This is a genomic window from Marinibacterium profundimaris, assembly GCF_002210095.1.
Classification (GTDB): Bacteria; Pseudomonadota; Alphaproteobacteria; order Rhodobacterales; family Rhodobacteraceae; genus Marinibacterium; species Marinibacterium profundimaris.
On the sequence record NZ_AQQR01000019.1, the window covers coordinates 1 to 24,050 of the forward strand.

The window sequence follows — 24,050 nt, forward strand, 5'->3', positions numbered from 1 at the left end:
AAGGAACTGCTGGCGGCCGTCGACGAATACATCGACACGCCCGAGCGTGCCGTCGATCAGCCCTTCCTGATGCCGATCGAAGACGTGTTCTCGATCTCGGGCCGCGGCACCGTGGTGACCGGCCGTGTCGAGCGTGGCGTTGTGAACGTCGGCGACGAACTGGAAATCGTCGGCATCAAGGACACGCAGAAGACCACCTGCACCGGTGTCGAAATGTTCCGCAAGCTGCTGGATCGCGGCGAAGCCGGCGACAACATCGGCGCCCTGCTGCGCGGCATCGAGCGTGACAAGGTGGAGCGTGGCCAGGTTCTCTGCAAGCCGGGTTCGGTCAAGCCGCACACCAAGTTCGAAGCCGAAGCCTACATCCTGACCAAGGAAGAAGGTGGCCGTCACACGCCGTTCTTCGCGAACTACCGTCCGCAGTTCTACTTCCGGACGACCGACGTGACCGGCACCGTGACGCTGGCCGAAGGCACCGAGATGGTGATGCCGGGCGACAACGTCTCCTTCGGCGTCGAGCTGATCGCGCCGATCGCCATGGAGCAGGGCCTGCGCTTTGCCATCCGTGAAGGCGGCCGCACCGTCGGCGCCGGCGTGGTGTCGAAGATCGTCGAGTAAGGCGGCTTTGCCGCCTGGCCGCGGCAGTCGCTTTTGCCCGCAAAAGCGATAAGAGCGGCACGGCAGACAATTGAGGCGCGCGGTTTCGGCCGCGCGCCTTTTTCTGTGCCCCTTCGCCGGTGCTTCCCCGACAGCGCCGCCCGTGCTAAACGCTCCGCAGCCGATGGAGGAAAAGATGGACAAGACGCCGACCTGATCCCGCCCGATCATTTCCCTTTGCAAGAAGGACCGCGTCATGCCCTTTCCCGATCCCGCCACCCGGCATCCCCTCATCATGCCCGACGGCCAGCCGCATACCGGCACCGTCTTTCTCGCCGCCGTCATCGACCATCCCAGGTGGGAGGTCGGGGCCTATTCCTATGCCTCCGCGCATCGGGCGCCCGAAGACTGGGCCTTTCACCTTGCGCCCTATCTCTATCCGCTCAGCGCCGAGAAGCTGGTGATCGGCCGTTTCTGCCAGATCGCCGATGGCGTGACCTTCATCACCGCCTCGGCCAATCACCGTTATGACGGGTTCTCGTCCTATCCTTTCGCCATCTTCGACGGGATGGATCCGCGGCGTCCCTCGCTGCCGCAGGGGCCGCTGCGGGACACGTTGATCGGTCATGACGTCTGGATCGGGCAGGGCGCCCGCATCCTGCCCGGCGCCCGCATCGGCAGCGGCACGATCGTGGGCGCCGGCGCCGTCGTGGGCGGAGAGATCCCGCCCTATTCCGTCGTCACCGGAAACCCCGGCACCGTCCAGCGCCGCCGCTTCGACGAGGCCACGACAGACAGGCTTCTGGGCCTCGCCTGGTGGGACTGGCCGATCGAGCGGATCCTCGCCAGCGAGGCCGCGATCTGCGCGGGCGATACCGCCTGGCTGGAGACTGCCGGCGCCGCGGACTGATCCCTGGGAAACTGCCATGGTTTTCCCTTGCATCTCCTGGCCGGCCCGCCTATTCAGCAGGCCGGTCCTAGGGGTATAGCTCAGTTGGTAGAGCGACGGTCTCCAAAACCGTAGGTCGCGGGTTCGAGCCCTGCTGCCCCTGCCACCAGACCTTCCAGACAGATACGAATGCGACGTGCGGTGCATCGGGAGTGATGCGCGCAGTCAGGCCGTGGATATTGCGGCCGCCCAGCCGGGCGCGCGCCGCCCGACCCGCCTAGGCGCCTCCGGCCTTCGCCGCATCCCGGCAGGTCCGCTCCAGCACGTTCGACCCGTGCCGCGCGCCGTCCAGCGTGTCGTCCAGCGATTCGCCCTCGACCGCGCCGGCGGCGACCCGCGCCATTGCGTAGGTCGGCACCCGCGCGATCCCCTTCAGCAGGTCCCGCGCCAGCGCCTGCACCGCCAGGTAATCCACGTGGCTGCCCAGCAGCCCGGCGCCCTCGGCCTCTCCTCCATTGGCGTTGGTCTCGCAGGCGGCGGCATCCACCGACAGGAACGACCGGCAGATCGTCGGCCGCGCCTCGTAGACCCGGCAGCTGCGCGTCTCGGGGTCCAGGGCGGGGCAGGCGGCAGCGTGCCAGGCCCGGCCCTCGGGCTGCCCGGCCAGCGGCGTCAGCGCCGCGTGCAGGCGCCTGGCCTCGGTCTCGGTGATCAGCCCGCCGTCGCCCTCGGTCAGGATGCAGCAGAAGGCGCAGCCATCGGCGCAGGCCGCGTTGGCCACGGCCGGGGGCGGCGCCTGCATCAGGCTGTCCCGCGCCACCTCGCCCAGCCGCAGCGTCACGGCCCCCTCGGCCAGGTCCGCCACCACGCGCGACAGCGGCAGGCCATGGGCCGCGGCCGTCTGCAGGTAGGCCGCCAGCATCCGCCGTCCGCGCGCCTCGGCGCTCCGGCCCAGGCCGGGGGCGCGGGCGCGCTCCACCCGGGCGGCGAGATCGGCAATCGTGGCGGGGCGCTTGGCGCCGCCCCTGGCGCCCTTCTGGGCGCGGCGGCGGTCGGCTCGGGATGTCATGGGGGCCTTTCCAGCGGTTGGCGGCGCGCGCCCTGTGGCACGCGCCCCGCACTATAGGCCGCCCGGCCGCATGGTCCAGCACCGGCGCCCCGATCCCGTCCGGGGTCTTGCCGCGCCCCGCGGGCAGGTCCGGCCCCCGGTCGCGCGACGCTATGGCTGCGGCTGACCCGACGCGCCGACGCAAGTGGCCCGACGTGCCACGGGCTGGTCCCCGACCGCCCCGCGCCGCGCCTGAAACCGCAGTCTTGAACCGGTCCTGAACCAGTCTTGAAACTGCCGCGAAGCCCCGTTATGTACCGCCCATTCACCGCAGGGATACCCATGGCCAGCACAAACCCGATCCAGTTCATTCAGCAGACCCGCGCCGAGATCGCCAAGGTGGTCTGGCCGACGCGCCGGGAAACGCTGCTGACGACGATGATGGTCTTCATCATGGCGGCCCTGACCGCGGTGTTCTTCGCCCTGGTCGACCTGCTGATCCGCGGCGGCCTGCAGGCGGTTCTGTCCTACTTCGGCAGCTGACCGGGCCCCACCGGCCCCATTTCACCCCTTTCAGAACGACGACAGGCGCGGCCCCAGGCCCGCGCCTTTGCCTGTTCTGCGCACCCATCGCCGCGCGTGACCGCGCCGGACCCGGTTGCGGTCGGCAAGCCTTGATCAATCCGGTTGGGCGGGCTACTCCACCCCTCAGCTTCAATCTCAGGCGTGCGGCGATTCGGTTGCACGCCCGTTTTCGTTCCGGCCCGACAGCGGATCCAACAGCGGAACAGAACGCCGAGACATAACGACAACCCCTGCCAGCCAACACGGCGCGGGGAGGCAAGAGGAAACGACGGCTCATGGCGAAACGGTGGTATTCGGTCAGCGTGCTCTCGAATTTCGAGAAGAAGATCGCCGAGCAGATCCGGACGTCGGTGGCCGAGCACGGGCTCGAGGACGAGATCGACGAAGTGCTGGTCCCGACCGAAGAGGTCATCGAGGTGCGCCGCGGCAAGAAGGTCACGACCGAACGCCGCTTCATGCCGGGCTACGTGCTGGTGCACATGGAAATGTCCGACCAGGGCTATCACCTGATCAACGACATCAACCGGGTCACCGGCTTTCTCGGCCCGCAGGGCCGGCCGATGCCGATGCGTGACGCCGAGGTGAACCAGATCCTGAACCGGGTCCAGGAAGGCGAGGAAACCCCGCGCACCCTGATCCATTTCGAGGTCGGCGAGCGCGTGAAGGTCAACGACGGCCCGTTCGAGGATTTCGACGGCATGATCGAGGAAGTCGACGACGACAACCAGCGCCTGAAGGTGTCGGTGTCGATCTTCGGCCGCGAAACCCCGGTCGAGCTGGAATTCACGCAGGTCACCAAGCAGGGCTGACCCTTTCGGATCGGGCGCGCGTCCCCGTGACCGCCGCCCGCCTCCGCGCCTGTGTCTTCGGCCATCGCGCCTGAAGACCCGGTCGGCCCCGTCGGGGCCACCTGAGACAGATGTCGCCCTGGCTGCATCGTCCCCGCGGACCGGCTGGCCTGTGTCGGTCTCGCGCACCACACGCGGCGCCAACCGCGACGCAGCGCTCATGCCCCACGGGCCCTTACGGCAATCCTCCGCTCAGCTATGCTCCGTCTCGCAGGCCCCATGGTCGGCCAGCGAGCGCAGCACGTAGCAGGAGCCCGCCGTGCCATCCCCGTCACACCCCTCGGCGATGCGCTGCAATTCCCGCTCCAGCGCCTGCAGACGGCGGATCCGCTCCGTCACCTCGGCCAGCTGGTCGCGCGCCAGGGCATTGGCCTCGGCGCAGGAGCGGTCGGGATGGTCCTGCAGCTCGATCAGCGCCCGGATCGCGTCGAGCGAGAAGCCAAGGTCGCGGGCATGGCGGATGAACCCCAGCTTCTCGGCCTCCGCCTCGCCATAGCGGCGCTGGTTGCCGTCAGTGCGCGCTGTGGCCTCCAGCAGGCCGGATTGCTCGTAGTACCGGATCGTCGGCACCTTGACCCCGGTGCGCCGCGACAGGTCGCCGATGGACAACATGGAAATTCTCCCGAAAACGCTCTTGAACCTCTAGTGACTAGAGATCCTACATCCATCCAAGGCAACGAGAAAGGGTGAACCGATGGCGGGATGCTGCGGGCACGAGGCGAAATTCGAGGGCATGTCGGCGGATTACCGGCGCCGGCTTTGGGCGGTGATCGCGATCAACGCGGTGATGTTCGGGGTCGAGATGTGGGCCGGCCACGCGGCGCGGTCGCAGGCGCTGCAGGCCGACGCGCTGGATTTCCTGGGCGACGCGATGACCTACGGCCTGTCGCTGGCGGTGATCGGCGCCTCGATCCGGGTGCGGACGGGGGCGGCCCTGCTGAAGGGGGCGAGCCTGCTGCTGATGGGCGGCTGGGTCTTCGGCTCGACCGTCTGGCGGGTCTTTGTCACCGGGGTGCCCGAGGCGCAGCTGATGGGCGGGATCGGCGTGCTGGCGCTGGTGGCGAACCTCGGGAGCGTGGCGCTGCTGATGGCCTACAAGGACGGGGATGCCAACGTGCGCTCGGTCTGGCTGTGTTCGCGCAACGACGCGATCGGCAACGTGGCGGTGATGCTGGCGGCCGTGGGCGTCTGGTGGACCGGCACGGGCTGGCCCGACCTTGCGGTGGCCGGGCTGATGGCGGGGCTGTTCCTGTCCTCGGCGCTGCAGATCTTCCGGCAGGCCCTGGCGGAACGTGCGGCGCACCGGCACGAGGCGGCGGCGGTCTGATCCGGGGGGGGCGCCGGGCGGTGGGGTGAAACCCCACCCTACGCCCGCATCCTCTGCGCGACATGGGCCCGGCCCGGCTGTCCTGGCCGCAATCGTTAACGGGATCCTAACGCGCGCCTGTAACCCCTTGATTTTCCGTACGCCCAGCCCTGTCCCACGCGTGGGACACCCCGGCGGACCCTTGCGTCGCGGGGCGGCCCCTTGCATCGCGGGGCGGGATCGTTTATCGCCCCCGGATCGCCAGCGGAGAGATCCGCGGGCGAGTCGAGACGTGGGAGGCGGCCACCGCGCGCGGGGGCACCGGACCACGGGCAACCTTGACCGGGTATCGCGATACCCGGTGCTGGAAAAAGGAGAGGCCGCATGGCCAAGAAACTGATTGGCAGCATGAAGCTGCAGGTGCCTGCCGGGCAGGCCAACCCCTCGCCGCCGGTGGGCCCCGCCCTCGGTCAGCGCGGGATCAACATCATGGAATTCTGCAAGGCGTTCAACGCCAAGACCGCAGACATGGAGCCCGGCGCGCCGTGCCCGACCGTGATCACCTACTATCAGGACAAGTCCTTCACGATGGACATCAAGACGCCGCCCGCGTCTTACTACCTGAAGAAGGCCGCCAAGCTGAAGTCGGGCGCCAAGACGCCCTCGCGCGAGACCGTCGGCACCGTGTCCGTGGCCCAGGTGCGCGAGATCGCCGAAGCCAAGATGAAGGACCTCAGCGCGAATGACGTCGAGGCCGCCATGAAGATCATCCTGGGCTCGGCCCGGTCCATGGGCATCGAGGTGAAGTAAGATGGCAAAACTCGGAAAACGCACCCGCGCCGCACGTGAAGCCTTTGCCGGCAAGGAAGCCCTGACGGTCGAAGACGCCGTCGCGCTGATCAAGTCGAACGCAAACGCCAAGTTCGACGAGACCGTCGAGATCGCGATGAACCTGGGCGTCGACCCGCGCCACGCCGACCAGATGGTCCGCGGCGTCGTCGGCCTGCCGAACGGCACCGGCAAGGAGGTCCGCGTGGCCGTCTTCGCCCGTGGCCCGAAGGCCGAGGAAGCACAGGCCGCCGGAGCCGACATCGTCGGTGCCGAAGACCTGATGGAAACCATCCAGGGCGGCACGATCGAATTCGATCGCTGCATCGCGACCCCGGACATGATGCCGATCGTCGGCCGTCTGGGCAAGATCCTGGGCCCGCGCAACCTGATGCCGAACCCCAAGGTCGGCACCGTGACCATGGACGTGAAAGCGGCCGTGGAAGCAGCCAAGGGCGGTGAAGTCCAGTTCAAGGCCGAGAAGGCCGGTGTCGTGCACGCAGGTGTCGGCAAGGCGTCCTTCGACGAAGCCAAGCTGGTCGAGAACATCCGCGCCTTCGTCGGTGCCGTAGCCAAGGCCAAGCCGACTGGTGCAAAGGGCACCTACCTGAAGAAGATCTCGCTCGCCTCGACCATGGGTCCCGGCGTCAGCGTCGACGTGGCGAACGCATCGGGCGAATAAGCCCGCCGCGTCCCCACGGGACAGATCGGAAACCGCCGCGCGAGAGCCTCGCGCGGCGGTTTTCTTTTTGGAGATGGAGCCGGCGCGCGCGCCCGGTTGCCGGGCCTGTCGGCCCGTCGCCCTGCGATCAGATCAGGCCCCAGATGTCGGCATCCTCGTACCAAGGCGCCCAGGCGAAGGCGTCGAGCCCGTCGCGGCCGTCGATGGCGGTGATCACCTCGATGCTGCTTACGCTGATCCCGAACCCGGCCAGCGCGTCGGCCGGGGCATCGCCTTCCAGGTCGTCGGCCATCGTGTCGTAGCTGTCCTCACCCAGCACCAGGATCAGCCGGTCGCGGCCGGCGCCGCCGTCAAAATGGTCGAGGTCTCCGCCGCTGCCGCCGACCAGCGTGGCCTCGGTGTAGATGAAGGTGTCGCCGCCCCAGCTGCCGCGCGCAACGTCGCTGCCCAGCCCGTCGACCAGCAGGTCCCGCCCGGCGCCGCCCAGCAGCACGTCATCGCCTTCGCCGCCGCCGAGGATGTCGTGGCCGACCCCGCCGCGCAGCAGGTCGTCGTCGGAGCCGCCCGACAGCAGGTCGTCGCCGCGCTGCCCGGACAGGGTGTCGTTGCCCGTGCCGCCCAGGATCACGTCATCGCCGAGCCCGCCGAGGATGATGTCGGTGCCCCCCATCCCCGCGACGAAATCGGCGCCGTCGCCGCCCCGATGGAAATCGAACCGGTCGGACAGCTTGGTCGTGGTCCCGCCCGAGAAGGCGAAGGCGTTGAAGGCGCCGATGACCCCATGAACCGCCGTGGAGGGATGAAGCTCGTCGGTGGCAAAGACCTGGTCGGCATCAAAACTGTCCAGCGTGTCCGGATCGATCAGAAGGGTGCCCTGCGGGGCGATCAGGCCGAAGGCGGTGGGATCTTCGGTCAGGGCATCGGTGATCTGCCGGATGTCGAAAAGCTCGACCGGCACGCCCTCGGCCGCCAGCCGGTCGACGGCGAGGCCGAGGAACAGGTTCTGGATCGAGAAGACCGCGTTGCCCAGAGCCTGGTCGCTTTCGTCCAGCAGGGCAGCGCCGGCGTAGAAATCCGCCGCCGGCAGGGTCGAGATCAGGATGCGGTCGACCCCGGCATCGGCAAGGCGCTCCGCCTCGGCGATGATCCCGGCGATGATCGCCTCCATCTTCGCCAGCACGTCGCGGATCACGGTGTCGCTTTCCAGGTCGACCTCGTTGTAATCATTCGATCCGATGAAGACGAAGGCGGTCGTGTCCGAGAGATCCTCGCCCGCATTGTCCTCAAGGAAGCGGCCGACCTGACCGTTCAGGTTGATGTCGGTGTCGAGGATCGGATCGTCCGGATCCACGACCAGATCATCGGTCAGGTCAAAGTTCTCGGCCACGAAGGCGAGGTCCTGCACCCCGTCGACCTCGGCCGAGGCCACGGCATAGTTCTGCGTGGGAATGCCCAGCCGGTCGCGGGTATAGACCGCATGGGTCGGCCCGTCGCTCGCCGAGCCGGTCGGGCCGGCCAGCCCCTCGATCGCCTCGGGGTCGACGAGCTGCTGGGCGAAGGCCAGCAGATTGCCGTCGTCGGTGAGGCTGTCGCCGAAATAGACGATCTGACCGGGCGTGCGTGCCATGGAAACTCCTGCTCCGTGTTATGGGACCCTTGTGCCGCAGTCTCGCAGGACAACGTGACAGAACAAGGTAAATCTTGCGGACCGGAGGGGGCGGGGAAGGCATGCACCGCAGGGTCCACGCCTTCCAAGGCCATATGCGCCGCGATGGGCGCGGCTCTCCGGTCGGATCAGATCAGGCCCCAGACATCGGCATCGACATACCAGCTCTCCGAGGAAAACTGCTCGAGCCCGTCGCGGCCTTCGACCACGGTGATCTTCTCGATGCTTTCGATGGTGATGCCGAGCGTGGCCAGCGCGTCGGTGGGGTCGCGGCTCTCGAGGTCGCGGGCCAGGCTGTCGTAGGTCTCGGAGCTGAGCACCAAGATCAGCTCGTCCCGGCGGAAGCCGCCGTCAAAGCTGTCCTGGTCGCCCGGCGTGCCGCCGATCAGGCTTGCCTCGGTATAGATGAAGGTGTCGCGACCGGCGCCGCCCTGGACGATGTCGCTGCCCAGCCCGTCGATCAGCAGATCGTTTCCGAAGCCGCCGAGGATCCGGTCGTCGCCTTCGCCGCCGGCGAGGATATCATCGCCAAAACCGCCGCGCAGGACGTCTCCTCCGGTCCCGCCCGACAGGATGTCGTCTCCGGTATCTCCCAGCAGGCGGTCGTAGCCGGTGCCGCCGATCAGGATGTCGTTGCCGCCGAGGCCGAGGAGGGTGTCCGGACCGCCCAGGCCCGCGACGAAATCGTCGGTCTCGCCGCCCACGTGGATATCGATCCAGTCGTTCAGCTGGGTTGCCGTGCCGCCGGACAGGGCGAAGGCGTTGAACGCGCCCAGCACGGCCTGCCCCGCCGTGGACGGGTGCACGACGTCGTTGGCGAAGACCTGGTCGGGATCGTAGGGACTGTTCTCATCGAGGTCGATCACGGTCGTGGCCTTGGGCGCTATGAAGCCGAAGGCCGTAAGGTCATCGATCAGGGCATTGGTGATGACGGTGAAATCCAGCATCTCGACCGGCAGGCCGGCATCGATCATCGCGTCCACCGCAGTCTGCAGCGCCCGGTTGTGAAGCTCGAACAGGGCGTCGACGACGCTCAGCAGGGCCTCTTCGACCAGGCCTCCGCCGGCGAACATCTTGCTGGAGGGCAGGGGAGTTATCACGATCCGGCCGACCCCGGCCTCTGCCATGCGCACGGCGTCGGCCGTGATGCCGGCGATCACGCCTCCCATGATGATCAGCAGGTCGCGAAATACGTGTTCGCTGTTCAGGTTGACTTCGTTGTAGTCGTTGACGCCGATCATGAAGATCGCCGCGGTGTCCGACAGATCCCGCCCCGCGTTTGTCTCGAAAAAACGATCGACCTGACCGCGCAGGTTGATGTCGAAGTCGAGCAGCGGGCTGTCGTCGGGGATCACGAGGCTTTCGCTGAGGTTGAAGGTGTCGAAGACCTGGCGCATTTTCTGGACGCCGTTCACCTCGGCCGCGATCACGGCAAAGTTCTGTTCTACGGCGCCCAGCAGATTGGCGGTGTAGGAGACATGGGTCGGCCCGTCGCTGGCCGAGCCCGTTGGGCCAACCCACGGCAGCAATGCGCTGGGATCCGCCATGAGGCGCGCCAGGTCGAAGAAGTTGGTGTTGTCGGTCAGGCTGTCGCCGAAATAGGCTATTGTGCCGGGGGATGACCGTCCGGAAAGTGTAATCATGAACCAGAATCCGCGTGACAAAAATACTTAACGAAGCGGATCATTATGATCCGTAGCCTTAAATCAAGAAATATTTCCGTTATCGAAAGAGTGAGCGGCCGTAGCCAACGTGTGTTGGTCTTTTTTCGCTCTGAAACGGTTCAAATCCGGCGTCCCGCTGCATGAAGACCCTGCGCGAGGTGCCGGATCCGGGGGGCTGAGGAAGCCGGGCGTTTGGCCGCGCGCACGGGTCCTGCGGCTGGAGGCATACGCCCTGCCATGCCCCTGACCCTGCGCTCTGTCGGTGAGGCGAGCGGACCGCTATGCGGCGCCCGGACGCCGGGCGTGAGCCGCCTTGAACTTGGGGGTTGGAAAAGTCGCGCCACGGGCTTATGTGCAAGCTTCGCGGCAAGAGAAGCGATTCGCCTCTCTTGCCCGTTTCGTCCAAGACGGTGGGTTGCGAAAGCGGTAAATCCTGCCCGAGACGGGATACGACCAGATTTTCCGGGTGTGTGCCTCACATCACGGTCTTTTTTGGCTTAGCCCCGTACACGGACCAGACCGCTGGTTTTCGAACCGGCAAATGAAGCCGGAGGGGCATGCCCCCTCCAATGTTGGAGTGAAACTGTGGATAGAGCCCAGAAAGAGAAAGTGGTCGAGGAACTCGGCCAGATCTTCGAAAGCTCTGGCGTCGTAGTGGTTGCCCACTACGCCGGTCTGACAGTTGCCGAAATGCAGGACCTGCGCGCTCGTGCACGCGAAGTGGGTGGTTCTGTACGTGTTGCGAAAAACAGGCTGACCAAGATCGCCCTGCAAGGCAAGCCGTGCGAAAGCATGGCTGACATGCTGACGGGCATGACCGTTCTGACCTATTCCGAAGATCCGGTGGCCGCCGCCAAGGTGGCCGAGGATTATGCCAAGACGAACCAGAAGTTCGAAATTCTTGGCGGGACCATGGGCGAGAACGTTCTGGACCGGGCTGGCGTCGAGACGGTGTCCAAGATGCCCTCGCGCGACGAGCTCATTGCCTCGATCGTCGGTTGCATCGGTGCACCCGCGGCGAACATCGCCGGGGCCATCGGCGCACCTGCAAGCAACATCGCAAGCATTCTTTCGACCATCGAAGAGAAGGCGGAAGCCGCGTAAGCGACGGCACGACATGGACCGGCGTTTGGTCACAAACCGGACGTTGGAACACACATCAAAACGGAAAGAGCTGAGAAAATGGCTGATCTGAAGAAACTCGCAGAAGAGATCGTTGGTCTGACCCTCCTGGAAGCTCAGGAACTCAAGACCATCCTGAAAGACGAATACGGCATCGAGCCCGCAGCTGGCGGCGCTGTGATGATGGCCGGCCCCGCAGGCGGTGACGCCGGCGCTGCAGCCGAAGAAGAGAAGACCGAATTCGACGTCGTTCTCAAGAACGCAGGCGCATCCAAGATCAACGTGATCAAGGAAGTTCGCGGCATCACGGGCCTGGGCCTGAAAGAAGCCAAGGCGCTGGTCGAAGAAGGCGGCAAGATCAAGGAAGGTGTCGACAAGGCGGAAGCCGAAGACATCAAAGGCAAGCTGGAAGCAGCTGGCGCCGAGGTCGAGCTGGCCTAATCGGCCTGGGCATCCCCCGTATTCACAATTGCGTGAAATGGGGTATGACCCGCATTGCATGAACTGGCAGGGCCCGGCGACAACCGGGTCCTGCCGAACCTGTCTTGGCAAGGGCTTTGCAAAGCCCTTTCTCAGACCAGGTTCCGGATCGGGAGGCCGCCACTCGGGACGGCGGCCACGCATTGATCCGAACTGTCTGCTCGTAAGGGGAAGCCGCCGTGGCCCGGCGGCCGGCTTGCCCGGTGCGACACGCAAGAGGTGACATCCGTCATGGCTCAGACCTTCCTTGGCCAGAAGAGACTCCGGAAATATTACGGCAAGATCCGCGAAGTGCTGGAGATGCCGAACCTCATCGAGGTGCAGAAATCCTCCTACGACCTGTTCCTGAAATCGGGCGACGCGCCCGAGCCGACCGAAGGCGAAGGGATCATGGGCGTCTTCCAGTCCGTCTTCCCGATCAAGGACTTCAACGAGACCTCGGTGCTGGAGTTCGTGAAATACGAGCTTGAGCGTCCGAAGTACGACGTCGAGGAATGCCAGCAGCGCGACATGACCTATTCGGCGCCGCTGAAGGTCACCCTGCGCCTGATCGTCTTCGATGTCGACGAGGACACCGGCGCCAAGTCGGTCAAGGACATCAAGGAACAGGACGTCTTCATGGGCGACATGCCCCTGATGACCCCGAACGGCACGTTCATCGTGAACGGCACCGAGCGCGTTATCGTGTCGCAGATGCACCGGTCCCCCGGCGTGTTCTTCGACCACGACAAGGGCAAGACGCATTCCTCGGGCAAGCTGCTCTTCGCCTGCCGGATCATCCCGTACCGCGGCTCCTGGCTGGATTTCGAGTTCGACGCCAAGGACATCGTCTTCGCGCGTATCGACCGCCGCCGGAAACTGCCGGTGACGACGCTGCTTTATGCCCTGGGCCTGGACCAGGAAGGCATCATGGATGCCTATTACAACACGATCGATTTCTCGCTCCGCAAGGGGCAGGGCTGGGTCACGCCGTTCTTCCCGGACCGCGTGCGTGGAACCCGTCCGACCTATGACCTGGTGGATGCGGCCAGCGGCGAAGTGATCGCCGAAGCCGGCAAGAAGGTCACGCCGCGCGCCGTCAAGAAGCTGATCGACGAAGGCACGGTCACCGACCTGCTGGTGCCCTTCGACCACATCGTGGGCAAGTTCGCCGCCAAGGACCTCATCAACGAGGAAAACGGCGCGATCTATGTCGAGGCCGGCGACGAGCTGACGCTGGAATACGACAAGGACGGCGAGCTGATCGGCGGCACCCTGAAGGAGCTGATGGACGCGGGCTTCACCGATATCCCGGTGCTGGACATCGATAACGTCAACGTCGGCCCCTACATGCGCAACACCATGGCGCAGGACAAGAACATGAGCCGCGAAAGCGCGCTGATGGACATCTACCGTGTCATGCGCCCGGGCGAGCCGCCCACCGTCGAGGCCGCCTCGTCGCTGTTCGACACGCTGTTCTTCGACAGCGAGCGCTATGACCTGTCGGCCGTGGGCCGCGTGAAGATGAACATGCGCCTCGCGCTCGACGCCGAGGACACGCAGCGGACCCTGCGCAAGGAAGACATCATCGCCTGTATCAAGGCGCTGGTCGAACTGCGCGACGGCAAGGGCGAGATCGACGACATCGACCACCTCGGCAACCGCCGGGTGCGTTCGGTCGGCGAGCTGATGGAGAACCAGTACCGTGTCGGCCTCCTGCGGATGGAGCGCGCGATCAAGGAACGCATGTCGTCGGTCGAGATCGACACCGTCATGCCGCAGGACCTGATCAACGCGAAGCCCGCCGCGGCCGCCGTGCGCGAATTCTTCGGCTCCTCGCAGCTGTCGCAGTTTATGGACCAGACCAACCCGCTGTCCGAAGTGACGCACAAGCGGCGCCTGTCGGCCCTCGGGCCCGGCGGTCTGACCCGCGAGCGCGCCGGCTTCGAGGTGCGCGACGTGCACCCGACCCACTATGGCCGGATGTGCCCGATCGAGACGCCCGAAGGTCCGAACATCGGCCTGATCAACTCGCTCGCCACCTTCGCGCGGGTGAACAAGTACGGCTTCATCGAAACGCCCTATCGCGTGGTCAAGGAAGGCCAGGTGACGGACGAAGTGCACTACATGTCCGCCACCGAAGAGATGCGGCATACCGTGGCGCAGGCGAACGCGACGCTGGATGACAGCGGCAAATTCGTGAACGAGATGGTCAACACCCGCCAGTCGGGCGACTATACGCTGGCCCCGATCGAAAGCGTCGACCTGATCGACGTGTCGCCCAAGCAGTTGGTGTCGGTCGCCGCTTCGCTGATCCCGTTCCTTGAAAACGACGACGCCAACCGCGCCCTGATGGGGTCGAACATGCAGCGTCAGGCGGTTCCGCTTCTGCGGGCCGAGGCGCCGCTGGTCGGCACCGGGATCGAGGAAAAGGTCGCCATCGACTCGGGTGCGGCCATTCAGGCGCGCCGCGCGGGCATCATCGACCAGGTCGACGCCCAGCGGATCGTGATCCGGGCCACCGAAGACCTCGAACTCGGCGACGCCGGCGTGGACATCTACCGCCTGCGCAAGTTCCAGCGGTCGAACCAGAACACCTGCATCAACCAGCGTCCGCTGGTCACCGTGGGTCAGAAGGTCGGCAAGGGCGAAGTGGTTGCCGATGGTCCGTCGACGGATATCGGGGAACTGGCGCTCGGCAAGAACGTGATCGTCGCCTTCATGCCCTGGAACGGCTACAACTACGAGGACTCGATCCTGATCTCCGAGCGGATCGCGCAGGATGACGTCTTTACCTCGGTCCATATCGAGGAATTCGAAGTCGCCGCCCGTGACACCAAGCTCGGGCCCGAGGAAATCACCCGCGACATCCCCAACGTCGGCGAGGAGGCCCTGCGCAACCTCGACGAGGCGGGCATCGTCTACATCGGTGCCGATGTGGAACCGGGCGACATCCTGGTCGGCAAGATCACCCCGAAGGGCGAAAGCCCGATGACGCCGGAAGAAAAGCTGCTCCGCGCCATCTTCGGCGAAAAGGCCAGCGACGTGCGCGACACCTCGCTGCGCGTGAAGCCGGGCGATTTCGGGACCGTCGTGGAAGTGCGCGTCTTCAACCGCCACGGTGTGGAGAAGGACGAACGTGCCCTCCAGATCGAGCGGGAAGAGGTCGAGGCGCTGGCCCGCGACCGTGACGACGAACAGGCGATCCTGGAGCGCAACATCTACGCGCGCCTCAAGGACCTGATCCTCGGCAAGACCGTGGCCAAGGGGCCCAAGGGCATCAAGTCCGGTTCGACCGTTACGGAAGAGCTGCTGGATACCCTGATCCGCAGTCAGTGGTGGCAGATCGCCCTGACCGAAGAGCAGGACGCGCAGATCGTCGAGGCCCTGAACGAGCAGTACGAGGCGCAGAAGCGCGCCCTGGAACTGCGGTTCGAGGACAAGGTCGAGAAGGTCCGCCGTGGCGACGACCTGCCGCCGGGCGTCATGAAGATGGTCAAGGTCTTCGTGGCCGTGAAGCGCAAGCTGCAGCCGGGCGACAAGATGGCCGGCCGTCACGGGAACAAGGGCGTGATTTCGCGCGTGGTGCCGATCGAGGACATGCCGTTCCTCGCCGATGGGACCCCGGTCGATTTCTGCCTCAACCCGCTGGGCGTGCCGTCGCGGATGAACGTCGGCCAGATCCTCGAAACCCACATGGGCTGGGCGTCGCGGGGCCTCGGCATCAAGATCGACGAGGCGCTGGACGAATACCGGCGCTCGGGCGACCTGACGCCGGTGCGGGACGCGATGCGCCACGCCTATGGCGAGGATGTCTATGAAGAAGGCATCTCGGGCATGGACGAGGAGCTGCTTGTGGAAGCCGCCGGCAACGTGGCACGCGGTGTTCCGATCGCCACCCCGGTCTTTGACGGGGCCAAGGAAGCGGACGTGAACGACGCGCTGATGCGCGCCGGCTTCAACGAAAGCGGCCAGTCGATCCTGTTCGACGGGCGCACGGGCGAGCAGTTCGCGCGTCCGGTGACCGTGGGCGTGAAGTACCTGCTGAAGCTGCACCACCTGGTCGACGACAAGATCCACGCGCGTTCGACCGGTCCGTACTCGCTGGTCACCCAGCAGCCGCTGGGCGGTAAGGCGCAGTTCGGCGGTCAGCGTTTCGGGGAGATGGAGGTCTGGGCCCTGGAAGCCTATGGCGCCGCCTACACCCTGCAGGAGATGCTGACGGTGAAGTCGGACGACGTGGCGGGCCGGACCAAGGTCTACGAGTCGATCGTCAAGGGCGAGGACAATTTCGAGGCCGGCGTGCCGGAATCGTTCAACGTTCTCGTCAAGGAAGTCCGCGGCCTCGGCCTCAACATGGAGCTGCTGGACGCGGAGGAAGACGGCTGAACCCGGTGAGCGGATTTTCCGCCGTAACCTGTCCGTTTGCCTTCGGGGAAGCGGGCAGGGCGCCGATCGTCACAGCAGGTCACCAGACCGGTCTTCAGGAGTGCATGATGCGTACCGACAAGCCCAGATCCCAGCCGACAGCGCCCGCCGCGTATCGGCGAGGTGCGGGCCTTCGCCAGGCGGAGGGACGCGCATGTCGGTGACGGGCAACTGGAGAAAAGGCCGGCGGGGGGCAACCCCCGTTGTCGCCCCGAAGCCGACCGCGACCGGCGAGATGCCGGAGACGGTGAAGACGATGCTGCAGGCCTGGCCCGAGGCGGTGACGCCCGTGCCGGCGGACCAGCTGGTGGTCGAGCCCATTGCGACCTCGTCGGCTGTGAAGCTGGACGGAGAGGTCGGGCCGAACTGCCATATCGTCTATGACCCGGACGCCATGGGCGGCCGGCCGCTGGGGCTGAAGGCACGGCGGCCTGTCGACGATGTCGTGATCGTGATTCTGCGCCGGCCGGCGGGTCTCTACATGTCTCTCAACGGCAGCAATGCCCGGGCCTGGATCGGCCGGGGAAGCAAGCTGACGATGGCGGTGGCCCTCGGCGGAAGCTCCATGGTGGTGGTCGGCGACCGCACGACGGCGCAGGGCGCACGGGTGATCACTGACCGCAGCACGCTTCGCATCGGGCGGGACGCGATGATCTCCGGCGACGTGGTGCTGAACTCCGCCGATCAGCACGGTGTCGTCGACCTGACCGAAGACGGCGCCCGCCTGCGCCCGGTCCGGTCGCCCGAAATCGGGATCGGGGATCATGTCTGGCTGGGGATGCGCACGCTGATCATCGGAAGCGTGGACATCGGGTCGGGCTCCATCATCGGCGCGGGATCGATTGTCACCCGCGACCTGCCCACAAATGTTGTCGCGGCCGGAAATCCGGCCGAGATCCGCCGCCGAAACGTGACCTGGAGCCGGGACCACGACCGCATCGACCCGGTCTCGGACCAATACATCCAATCTGCACTCGCGACGCAGGCGCATGCCGCCCCTGCCGAGCCAGAACAGCGCGAGGACCTGACATGAACCAGGAACTGACAAATAACCCGTTCAACCCGTTGACCCCGACCAAGGTCTTCGACGAGATCAAGGTCTCGCTGGCGTCGCCGGAGCGGATCCTGTCGTGGTCCTACGGCGAGATCAAGAAGCCCGAGACGATCAATTACCGGACCTTCAAGCCCGAGCGCGACGGCCTGTTCTGCGCCCGGATCTTCGGCCCGATCAAGGATTACGAATGCCTCTGCGGCAAGTACAAGCGCATGAAGTATCGCGGCGTCGTCTGCGAGAAATGCGGTGTCGAAGTCACGCTGCAGAAGGTGCGCCGCGAGCGCATGGGCCATATCGAGCTGGCCTCGCCGGTGGCACACATCTGGTTCCTGAAATCGCTGCCCTCCCGCATCGGCCTGATGCTGGACATGACGCTGCGTGACCTCGAACGCGTTCTCTACTTCGAAAACTACGTGGTCATCGAGCCGGGCCTGACGGATCTCACCTACGGTCAGATGCTGACAGAAGAAGAGTTCATGGATGCCCAGGACGCCTATGGCATGGACGCCTTCACCGCCAATATCGGCGCCGAAGCGATCCGTGAAATGCTGGCGGCCATCGACCTCGAAGCCGAGGCCGAGCAGCTGCGCGCCGACCTGGCCGAAGCCACCGGCGAGCTGAAGCCGAAGAAGATCATCAAGCGTCTGAAGGTCGTGGAATCCTTCCTTGAATCGGGCAACCGCCCGGAGTGGATGGTCATGACCGTGATCCCGGTGATCCCGCCGGAACTGCGCCCGCTGGTCCCGCTGGACGGCGGCCGCTTCGCCACGTCCGACCTCAACGACCTGTACCGCCGCGTCATCAACCGGAACAACCGCCTCAAGCGGCTGATCGAACTGCGCGCGCCGGACATCATCGTCCGCAACGAAAAGCGGATGTTGCAGGAATCGGTCGACGCGCTGTTCGACAACGGCCGCCGTGGCCGCGTGATCACCGGCGCCAACAAGCGTCCGCTGAAATCGCTGTCGGACATGCTGAAGGGCAAGCAGGGCCGCTTCCGTCAGAACCTTCTGGGCAAGCGCGTCGACTTCTCGGGCCGTTCGGTCATCGTGACCGGTCCGGAACTCAAGCTGCACCAGTGCGGCCTGCCCAAGAAGATGGCGCTCGAACTGTTCAAGCCGTTCATCTACTCGCGGCTGGAGGCCAAGGGCCTCAGCAGCACCGTGAAGCAGGCCAAGAAGCTGGTCGAGAAAGAGCGCCCCGAGGTCTGGGACATCCTCGACGAGGTGATCCGCGAACATCCCGTGATGCTGAACCGGGCGCCCACGCTGCACCGTCTCGGCATCCAGGCGTTCGAGCCGAAGCTGATCGAAGGCAAGGCCATCCAGCTGCACCCGCTGGTCTGCTCGGCCTTCAACGCCGACTTCGACGGGGACCAGATGGCCGTGCACGTGCCGCTTTCGCTGGAAGCCCAGCTGGAAGCCCGCGTCCTGATGATGTCGACGAACAACGTCCTGTCGCCGGCCAACGGCGCGCCCATCATCGTGCCCTCGCAGGATATGATCCTCGGTCTCTACTACGTGACCGTGATGCGCGAAGGCATGAAGGGCGAAGGCAAGATCTTCGGCTCCATGAACGAGGTCGAGCATGCGCTGGACGCCGGTGAGGTGCATCTGCACGCCAAGGTCACTGCGCGGATCACGCAGATCGACGAGGAAGGCAACGAGATCCAGAAGCGCTACGAGACGACGCCCGGCCGGGTGAAGCTTGGCTCGCTGCTGCCGCTCAATGCCAAGGCGCCGTTCGAACTGGTCAACCGTCTTCTGCGGAAGAAGGAAGTGCAGCAGGTCATCGACACCGTCTACCGCTACTGCGGTCAGAAGGAATCGGTCATCTTCTGCGACCAGATCATGACCATGGGCTTCCGCGAGGCGTTCAAGGCCGGCATCTCCTTCGGCAAGGATGACATGGTCATCCCCGAGGACAAATGGGACCTGGTCGAAGAGACGCGCGAGCAGGTGAAGGACTTTGAACAGCAGTACATGGACGGCCTGATCACCCAGGGCGAAAAGTACAACAAGGTCGTCGATGCCTGGTCGAAGTGTAACGACCGCGTCACCGAAGCCATGATGAACACGATCTCGGCCAACCACAAGGACGAGACCGGCGCCGACATGGAGACCAACTCGGTCTACATGATGGCCCACTCCGGTGCCCGTGGCTCGGTCACGCAGATGAAGCAGCTGGGCGGGATGCGCGGCCTGATGGCGAAGCCGAACGGCGACATCATCGAGACGCCGATCATCTCGAACTTCAAGGAAGGCCTGACCGTGCTGGAGTACTTCAACTCCACCCACGGCGCGCGGAAGGGTCTGTCGGACACCGCTCTGAAGACGGCGAACTCGGGCTACCTGACCCGCCGCCTGGTGGACGTGGCGCAGGACTGCATCGTGCGCATGCTCGATTGCGGCACCGACAACGCCATCACCTGCGAAGCGGCGGTCAACGATGGTGAAGTGGTTGCCTCGATCGGTGAACGTCTGCTGGGCCGTGTCGCGGCCGAGGACATCATCAAGCCGGGCAGCGACGAGGTCATCGTCGCGGCAGGCCAGCTGATCGACGAACGCACCGCCGACGCCATCGAAGAGGCCGGCATCCAGTCGACCCGCATCCGGTCGCCGCTGACCTGCGAGGCCGAAGAGGGCGTCTGTGCCATGTGCTACGGTCGTGACCTGGCGCGCGGCACGATGGTCAACACCGGCGAGGCGGTCGGCATCATCGCCGCCCAGTCGATCGGTGAACCCGGCACCCAGCTGACGATGCGGACCTTCCACATCGGCGGTGTTGCCCAGGGTGGCCAGCAGTCCTTCCTCGAGGCATCGCAGGCCGGTACGGTCGAGTTCGAGAATGCGCAGCTTCTGGACAACGCCATCGGCGAGACGATGGTGATGGGCCGGAACATGAAGCTGATCATCCGCGACGATGCCGGCGAGGAACGCGCCAGCCACAAGATCGGCTACGGCACCAAGCTCTTCGTCAAGGCCGGACAGCAGGTGAAGCGGGGCGACAAGCTCTTTGAATGGGACCCGTACACCCTGCCGATCATCGCCGAGAAGGCCGGTACCGCGAAGTTCGTCGACCTCGTCAGCGGCATCGCCGTGCGCGACGAGACGGACGATGCGACCGGCATGACCCAGAAGATCGTGATCGACTGGCGCGCGGCCCCGAAAGGCAACGAGCTGAAGCCCGAGATCCTTCTGGCCGGCCCGGATGGCGAACCGGTCCGCAACGATGCGGGCAACCCGGTGACCTACCCGATGTCGGTGGATGCTGTCCTCTCGGTCGAGGAAGGCCAGGAAGTGCAGGCCGGCGACGTCGTGGCGCGGATCCCGCGCGAGGGCGCGAAGACGAAGGACATCACCGGCGGTCTGCCGCGTGTGGCTGAACTCTTCGAGGCACGCCGTCCGAAGGACCACGCCATCATCGCCGAGGTCGACGGTTACGTGCGGTTCGGGCGCGACTACAAGAACAAGCGCCGCATCAGCATCGAACCGTCGGACGAGACGCTGGAAACGGTCGAGTACATGGTGCCCAAGGGCAAGCACATCCCGGTGCAGGAAGGCGACTTCGTGCAGAAGGGTGACTACATCATGGACGGCAACCCGGCGCCCCACGACATCCTGTCGATCATGGGTGTCGAGGCCCTGGCCGATTACATGATCGACGAGGTGCAGGAGGTCTATCGTCTGCAGGGCGTGAAGATCAACGACAAGCACATCGAGGTCATCGTGCGCCAGATGCTGCAGAAGTGGGAGATCACCGACAGCGGCGAGACCACGCTTCTGAAGGGCGAACATGTCGACAAGCAGGAGTTTGACGCAGCCAACGAGAAGGCGATTTCCAAGGGTGGCCGTCCGGCACAGGGCGAACCGATCCTGCTGGGGATCACCAAGGCGTCGCTGCAGACCCGCTCCTTCATCTCGGCGGCCTCCTTCCAGGAGACGACCCGCGTGCTCACCGAGGCCTCGGTCCAGGGCAAGCGCGACAAGCTGGTCGGCCTGAAGGAGAACGTCATCGTCGGCCGCCTGATCCCCGCCGGCACCGGCGGCGCGACCCAGCGCGTGCAGCGCATCGCGTCGGATCGGGACAATGTCGTCATCGAAGCCCGCCGGGAAGAGGCCGAAGCGGCCGCGGCCCTGGCGGCACCGTCCGAGGACGACATCATCGGCGGAGACGAATTCGACACGCTGGTGGAAACGCCGGAAAGCCGCGATTGATCGCATGAGACAGGCCCCGGGCGGTGATCCGCCCCGGGGTGAGACAGGCGGGCCGGATGTCGCAGGACATCCGGCCCGTTTGCGTCCGCGCGGGGGACCGCCCGTGCGCCTTCCACAGATTGGGGCTTTTCAACCCGGGCCCGCCGGTGTTCTGTGCCGCTGGACTTGAGGAGAGCGGACATGGCGCATCGCATTCGGATCATCGGGCTTTTGCGGTTCTCCGTCCTGACGCCCACCTATTATTCCGAACGCTTCCCGACGCTGGACGAGATCGCCGCGCATATCTGGTCGGCCGACCGCATGGCCCTGCGCTTTCACCTCTTCGAAAAGCTTTGCCTGCCGTCGCTGACCGGCCAGACCGATGCCGGCTTCGACTGTGTGATCCTGACCGGAGAGCGCCTGCCGTCCGAGTTTCGCGACCGGCTCGAGGCCCTGCTGGCGCCGCATCCCAACATGCACCTGCGGGCCGTGGGGACCGACAACCATTACCAGCTGCTGAAGGACGGCTACAATTCCATCGACCTGGGCGACGCCACGCACAAGGCGCTGTTCCGGCTGGACGACGACGACGCGGTCGACCTGGGCTTCATCGCGCGCACGCGCAAGCGGGCCGAGGGCCTGCTGCGGATGCAGGACCCGAAGACCCCGTCGATCATCGCCTACAACCGCGGTTTCTACGTGCAGCGCAATGCCGGGGGCGAGAACGAGGTCTTCGACGCCACCGAACGCGCGCCTCTGTCGACGGGCACCACCCTGGTCGCGCCGGTCGCCTATCACCGCAATCCCTACCGCTACAATCACCGGGCGCTGGCCCAGCACTACACGACCTATTCCGACATCTCGGTCCCGGCCTTCATCCGGACGATCCACGGTGACAACAAGTCGAACCCGACCCAGATGGGCGCCACCCACCAGATGAAACCTCACCGGATCGAAAAGGCCCTGTCGCGCAATTTCGCCAGCAGCCTGGCCGATCTGAAGGCGCTTTGACCATGACGTCGAATTTCAGTGGCGCCCTGCTGATGATGGCCAGCATGACGGCCTTCACCGTGAACGATGCCATCGTCAAGCTGGTGGGGATCGACCTGCCGCTGATGCAGATCCTGACCCTGCGCGGGGCGATCTCGTCGCTGCTGCTGCTGGGGCTGGCCCTGGCCACCGGGACGCTGACCTTTTCCTTCCCGCGCAAGGATCGCTGGCTGATCGGGGCGCGCAGCCTCTGCGAGGTCGCGGCGGCCTATTTCTTCCTGACCGCTTTGCTGAACATGCCGATCGCAAATGTCAGCGCGGTGCTTCAGATGCTGCCGCTGACGGTCACCGCCGGGGCGGCGCTGTTCTTCGGGGAACGTGTCGGCTGGCGCCGGGCCTCAGCCATCGCGCTTGGGGTCTGCGGCATGCTGCTGATCGTGCGCCCCGGGCCCGAGGGATTTTCGATCCATTCGCTCTATGCCGTGGGGGCCGTCGCCTGCGTGACCTTCCGCGACCTCGTGGTGCGACGGATCTCGCCCGGGGTCAGCTCCATGTCGGTCTCACTGGTGGGCGCGCTGGCCGTCTGCCTGTGCTCCGGCGTGGCGTCTGTCGGGGTCGACTGGGCGCCGGTGACGGGGCGGCTTTGGGTGATGATCTTCGCCTCGTCCTTCTGCGTGATGGCGGGTTACCTGCTGAGCGTCATGGTCATGCGCGTCGGCGAGGTCTCGTTCGTGGCGCCGTTCCGCTACACCAGCCTGCTGGTGGCGCTGATCCTTGGTCTGCTCGTCTTCGGAGAATGGCCCGCGCCGCTGACGCTGCTGGGGGCGGGGATCGTCGTGGCCTCGGGGCTCTTTACCCTCTACCGCGAGAAGGCGGTGCGCGAAGGGGCGTAAAGCGCACGGACCCGGTCGGCGTCGATATTGTAGGTGGCGCGGAAATGCGCCTCTCCGGCGGCATCGAGCGGGGTCAGTTTCACCGGCTTCACGCCCGGCTTCTGGCGGCTGTCGTTGAAATCGTTGTGGCCACGTACCAGCATGTCCTCGCCCGAGAAGGTGACCGTGGGCATCCGCCGCCCGACCTTGGCATGGGCGAAGTTCATCACCGAAAGCGGCACGTCCTCGCGGAACATCAGGGCCAGCGCGGCGGTGGTATAGGGCACCTGCGTGGGCGCGGCGGCGATCCCCTCGGCCGAGGGGCGGGCGATGTAGCCCTGGTTGAAGTCGATCGCCAGGTGCCGGTGCCGGCGCAGCAGGCCGCGCACGTCGCGGGCCGCCTCGCGCAGCGTCTCTACATAGGTGACCGCCACGGCATCGTCGTCATCCATGCGGAACTGCAGCGACGGGCCCTTGGCGCGGCGGACGGAATTGATCGCCTCCTGCATGACCTGGCGGTGCGGCCCGGGCGGGCGGGGTAGGATGCGGGCCTGTGGCATATCGGCCACCAGCGCCTCGAGACGCGCCCGAAAGGGAGCGGCGAGATCCTCTCCGATCACGATGGCAAGTGTGAAATCCCCGTCCGTCTGGGCGCGCAGGGCGGGCAGGGTGAAGGCCTCGAAGGTGCGGAACCGTTCCTCCAGCCGTTCGGGGGCGTAAAGATACGCGATTCGCTCTTTCAGCGTCCCGTGTTCGACCTGAAAGCCCCCTTCGGCAGGATAGGAAAACCGGCACAAACCGATGACCTGCACTGGA

At 65.7% G+C, this 24,050-nt stretch carries 19 protein-coding genes and 1 tRNA gene; 15 read left to right on the forward strand and 5 right to left on the reverse strand.

Annotated features, from left to right (window positions below):
- From ATO3_RS23485 to ATO3_RS23495, 3 genes are all read left to right on the forward strand, one after another.
- Nucleotides 1–618, forward strand: a 618-nt coding sequence (locus ATO3_RS23485) for an EF-Tu C-terminal domain-related protein (protein ID WP_269845434.1), incomplete at its 5' end; no start/stop codon positions are given.
- Nucleotides 619–853: 235 nt separating this feature from the next.
- Nucleotides 854–1,507, forward strand: a complete 654-nt coding sequence (locus ATO3_RS23490) for a CatB-related O-acetyltransferase (RefSeq protein WP_088652330.1) — start codon at nucleotides 854–856, stop codon at nucleotides 1,505–1,507.
- A 69-nt stretch (nucleotides 1,508–1,576) separates the two neighbouring features.
- Nucleotides 1,577–1,652 (forward strand) — tRNA-Trp (locus ATO3_RS23495).
- A gap of 111 nt (nucleotides 1,653–1,763) precedes the next feature.
- On the opposite strand, the gene ATO3_RS23500 is transcribed toward ATO3_RS23495, so the two are convergent.
- On the reverse strand, nucleotides 1,764–2,555 hold the full coding sequence (locus ATO3_RS23500; RefSeq protein WP_088652331.1) for a YkgJ family cysteine cluster protein: 792 nt from the start codon (nucleotides 2,553–2,555) through the stop codon (nucleotides 1,764–1,766).
- Nucleotides 2,556–2,876: 321 nt separating this feature from the next.
- On the opposite strand from ATO3_RS23500, the gene secE reads away from it, so the two are divergent.
- Complete coding sequence (gene secE / locus ATO3_RS23505; RefSeq protein WP_088652332.1) at nucleotides 2,877–3,077, forward strand: preprotein translocase subunit SecE; 201 nt, start codon at nucleotides 2,877–2,879, stop codon at nucleotides 3,075–3,077.
- A 317-nt stretch (nucleotides 3,078–3,394) separates the two neighbouring features.
- Nucleotides 3,395–3,928 (forward strand): transcription termination/antitermination protein NusG, encoded by a 534-nt coding sequence (nusG, locus tag ATO3_RS23510; RefSeq protein WP_088652333.1) that lies wholly within the window; start codon nucleotides 3,395–3,397, stop codon nucleotides 3,926–3,928.
- 231 nt (nucleotides 3,929–4,159) lie between these two features.
- Here nusG and ATO3_RS23515 read toward each other — a convergent pair whose 3' ends face one another.
- Nucleotides 4,160–4,579 (reverse strand): MerR family transcriptional regulator, encoded by a 420-nt coding sequence (locus tag ATO3_RS23515; protein ID WP_088652334.1) that lies wholly within the window; start codon nucleotides 4,577–4,579, stop codon nucleotides 4,160–4,162.
- 82 nt (nucleotides 4,580–4,661) lie between these two features.
- Here ATO3_RS23515 and ATO3_RS23520 point away from each other — a divergent pair, with 82 nt between their 5' ends.
- From ATO3_RS23520 to rplA, 3 genes are all read left to right on the forward strand, one after another.
- Nucleotides 4,662–5,294 carry a cation transporter gene (locus ATO3_RS23520; protein ID WP_088652335.1) on the forward strand — a complete coding sequence of 211 codons (633 nt, stop codon included), beginning with the start codon at nucleotides 4,662–4,664 and terminating at the stop codon, nucleotides 5,292–5,294.
- Nucleotides 5,295–5,657: 363 nt separating this feature from the next.
- Nucleotides 5,658–6,083 carry a 50S ribosomal protein L11 gene (rplK, locus tag ATO3_RS23525; protein WP_088652336.1) on the forward strand — a complete coding sequence of 142 codons (426 nt, stop codon included), beginning with the start codon at nucleotides 5,658–5,660 and terminating at the stop codon, nucleotides 6,081–6,083.
- A 1-nt stretch (nucleotide 6,084) separates the two neighbouring features.
- Nucleotides 6,085–6,783 carry a 50S ribosomal protein L1 gene (rplA, locus tag ATO3_RS23530; RefSeq protein ID WP_088652337.1) on the forward strand — a complete coding sequence of 233 codons (699 nt, stop codon included), beginning with the start codon at nucleotides 6,085–6,087 and terminating at the stop codon, nucleotides 6,781–6,783.
- Between the two features lie 127 nt (nucleotides 6,784–6,910).
- Here the strand turns inward: rplA and ATO3_RS23535 are convergent, their stop codons facing one another.
- Nucleotides 6,911–8,410: an SGNH/GDSL hydrolase family protein gene (locus ATO3_RS23535; RefSeq protein ID WP_088652338.1), complete on the reverse strand. Its 1,500-nt coding sequence runs from the start codon at nucleotides 8,408–8,410 to the stop codon at nucleotides 6,911–6,913.
- A 167-nt stretch (nucleotides 8,411–8,577) separates the two neighbouring features.
- Entirely contained in the window at nucleotides 8,578–10,092 is a 1,515-nt protein-coding gene (locus ATO3_RS23540; protein ID WP_088652339.1) for an SGNH/GDSL hydrolase family protein, read from the reverse strand.
- 606 nt (nucleotides 10,093–10,698) lie between these two features.
- On the opposite strand from ATO3_RS23540, the gene rplJ reads away from it, so the two are divergent.
- The 7 genes from rplJ (at nucleotide 10,699) to ATO3_RS23575 (ending at nucleotide 23,255) form a co-directional block, all read left to right on the forward strand.
- A complete protein-coding gene (gene rplJ, locus ATO3_RS23545; RefSeq protein ID WP_088652340.1) occupies nucleotides 10,699–11,217 on the forward strand; it encodes a 50S ribosomal protein L10 in 519 nt (172 codons plus the stop codon).
- Nucleotides 11,218–11,295: 78 nt separating this feature from the next.
- Nucleotides 11,296–11,676, forward strand: coding sequence for a 50S ribosomal protein L7/L12 (gene rplL, locus ATO3_RS23550; protein WP_088652341.1), 381 nt, complete (start codon nucleotides 11,296–11,298; stop codon nucleotides 11,674–11,676).
- Between the two features lie 270 nt (nucleotides 11,677–11,946).
- Nucleotides 11,947–16,083: a DNA-directed RNA polymerase subunit beta gene (gene rpoB, locus ATO3_RS23555; RefSeq protein WP_088652342.1), complete on the forward strand. Its 4,137-nt coding sequence runs from the start codon at nucleotides 11,947–11,949 to the stop codon at nucleotides 16,081–16,083.
- A 193-nt stretch (nucleotides 16,084–16,276) separates the two neighbouring features.
- Complete coding sequence (locus ATO3_RS23560) at nucleotides 16,277–17,155, forward strand: acyltransferase (protein ID WP_088652343.1); 879 nt, start codon at nucleotides 16,277–16,279, stop codon at nucleotides 17,153–17,155.
- Nucleotides 17,152–21,393: a DNA-directed RNA polymerase subunit beta' gene (rpoC, locus tag ATO3_RS23565; protein WP_088652344.1), complete on the forward strand. Its 4,242-nt coding sequence runs from the start codon at nucleotides 17,152–17,154 to the stop codon at nucleotides 21,391–21,393. The genes ATO3_RS23560 and rpoC overlap by 4 nt, the downstream gene beginning before the upstream one ends.
- Nucleotides 21,394–21,573: 180 nt before the next feature.
- Nucleotides 21,574–22,383, forward strand: coding sequence for a glycosyltransferase (locus ATO3_RS23570; protein ID WP_088652345.1), 810 nt, complete (start codon nucleotides 21,574–21,576; stop codon nucleotides 22,381–22,383).
- A gap of 2 nt (nucleotides 22,384–22,385) precedes the next feature.
- The gene (locus ATO3_RS23575) at nucleotides 22,386–23,255 is read left to right on the forward strand and encodes a DMT family transporter (protein WP_088652346.1); all 870 of its coding nucleotides are present in this window, start codon (nucleotides 22,386–22,388) and stop codon (nucleotides 23,253–23,255) included.
- On the opposite strand, the gene ATO3_RS23580 is transcribed toward ATO3_RS23575, so the two are convergent.
- Complete coding sequence (locus ATO3_RS23580; protein ID WP_088652347.1) at nucleotides 23,222–24,046, reverse strand: putative rhamnosyl transferase; 825 nt, start codon at nucleotides 24,044–24,046, stop codon at nucleotides 23,222–23,224. The genes ATO3_RS23575 and ATO3_RS23580 overlap by 34 nt on opposite strands.
- Nucleotides 24,047–24,050 lie beyond the last annotated feature (4 nt).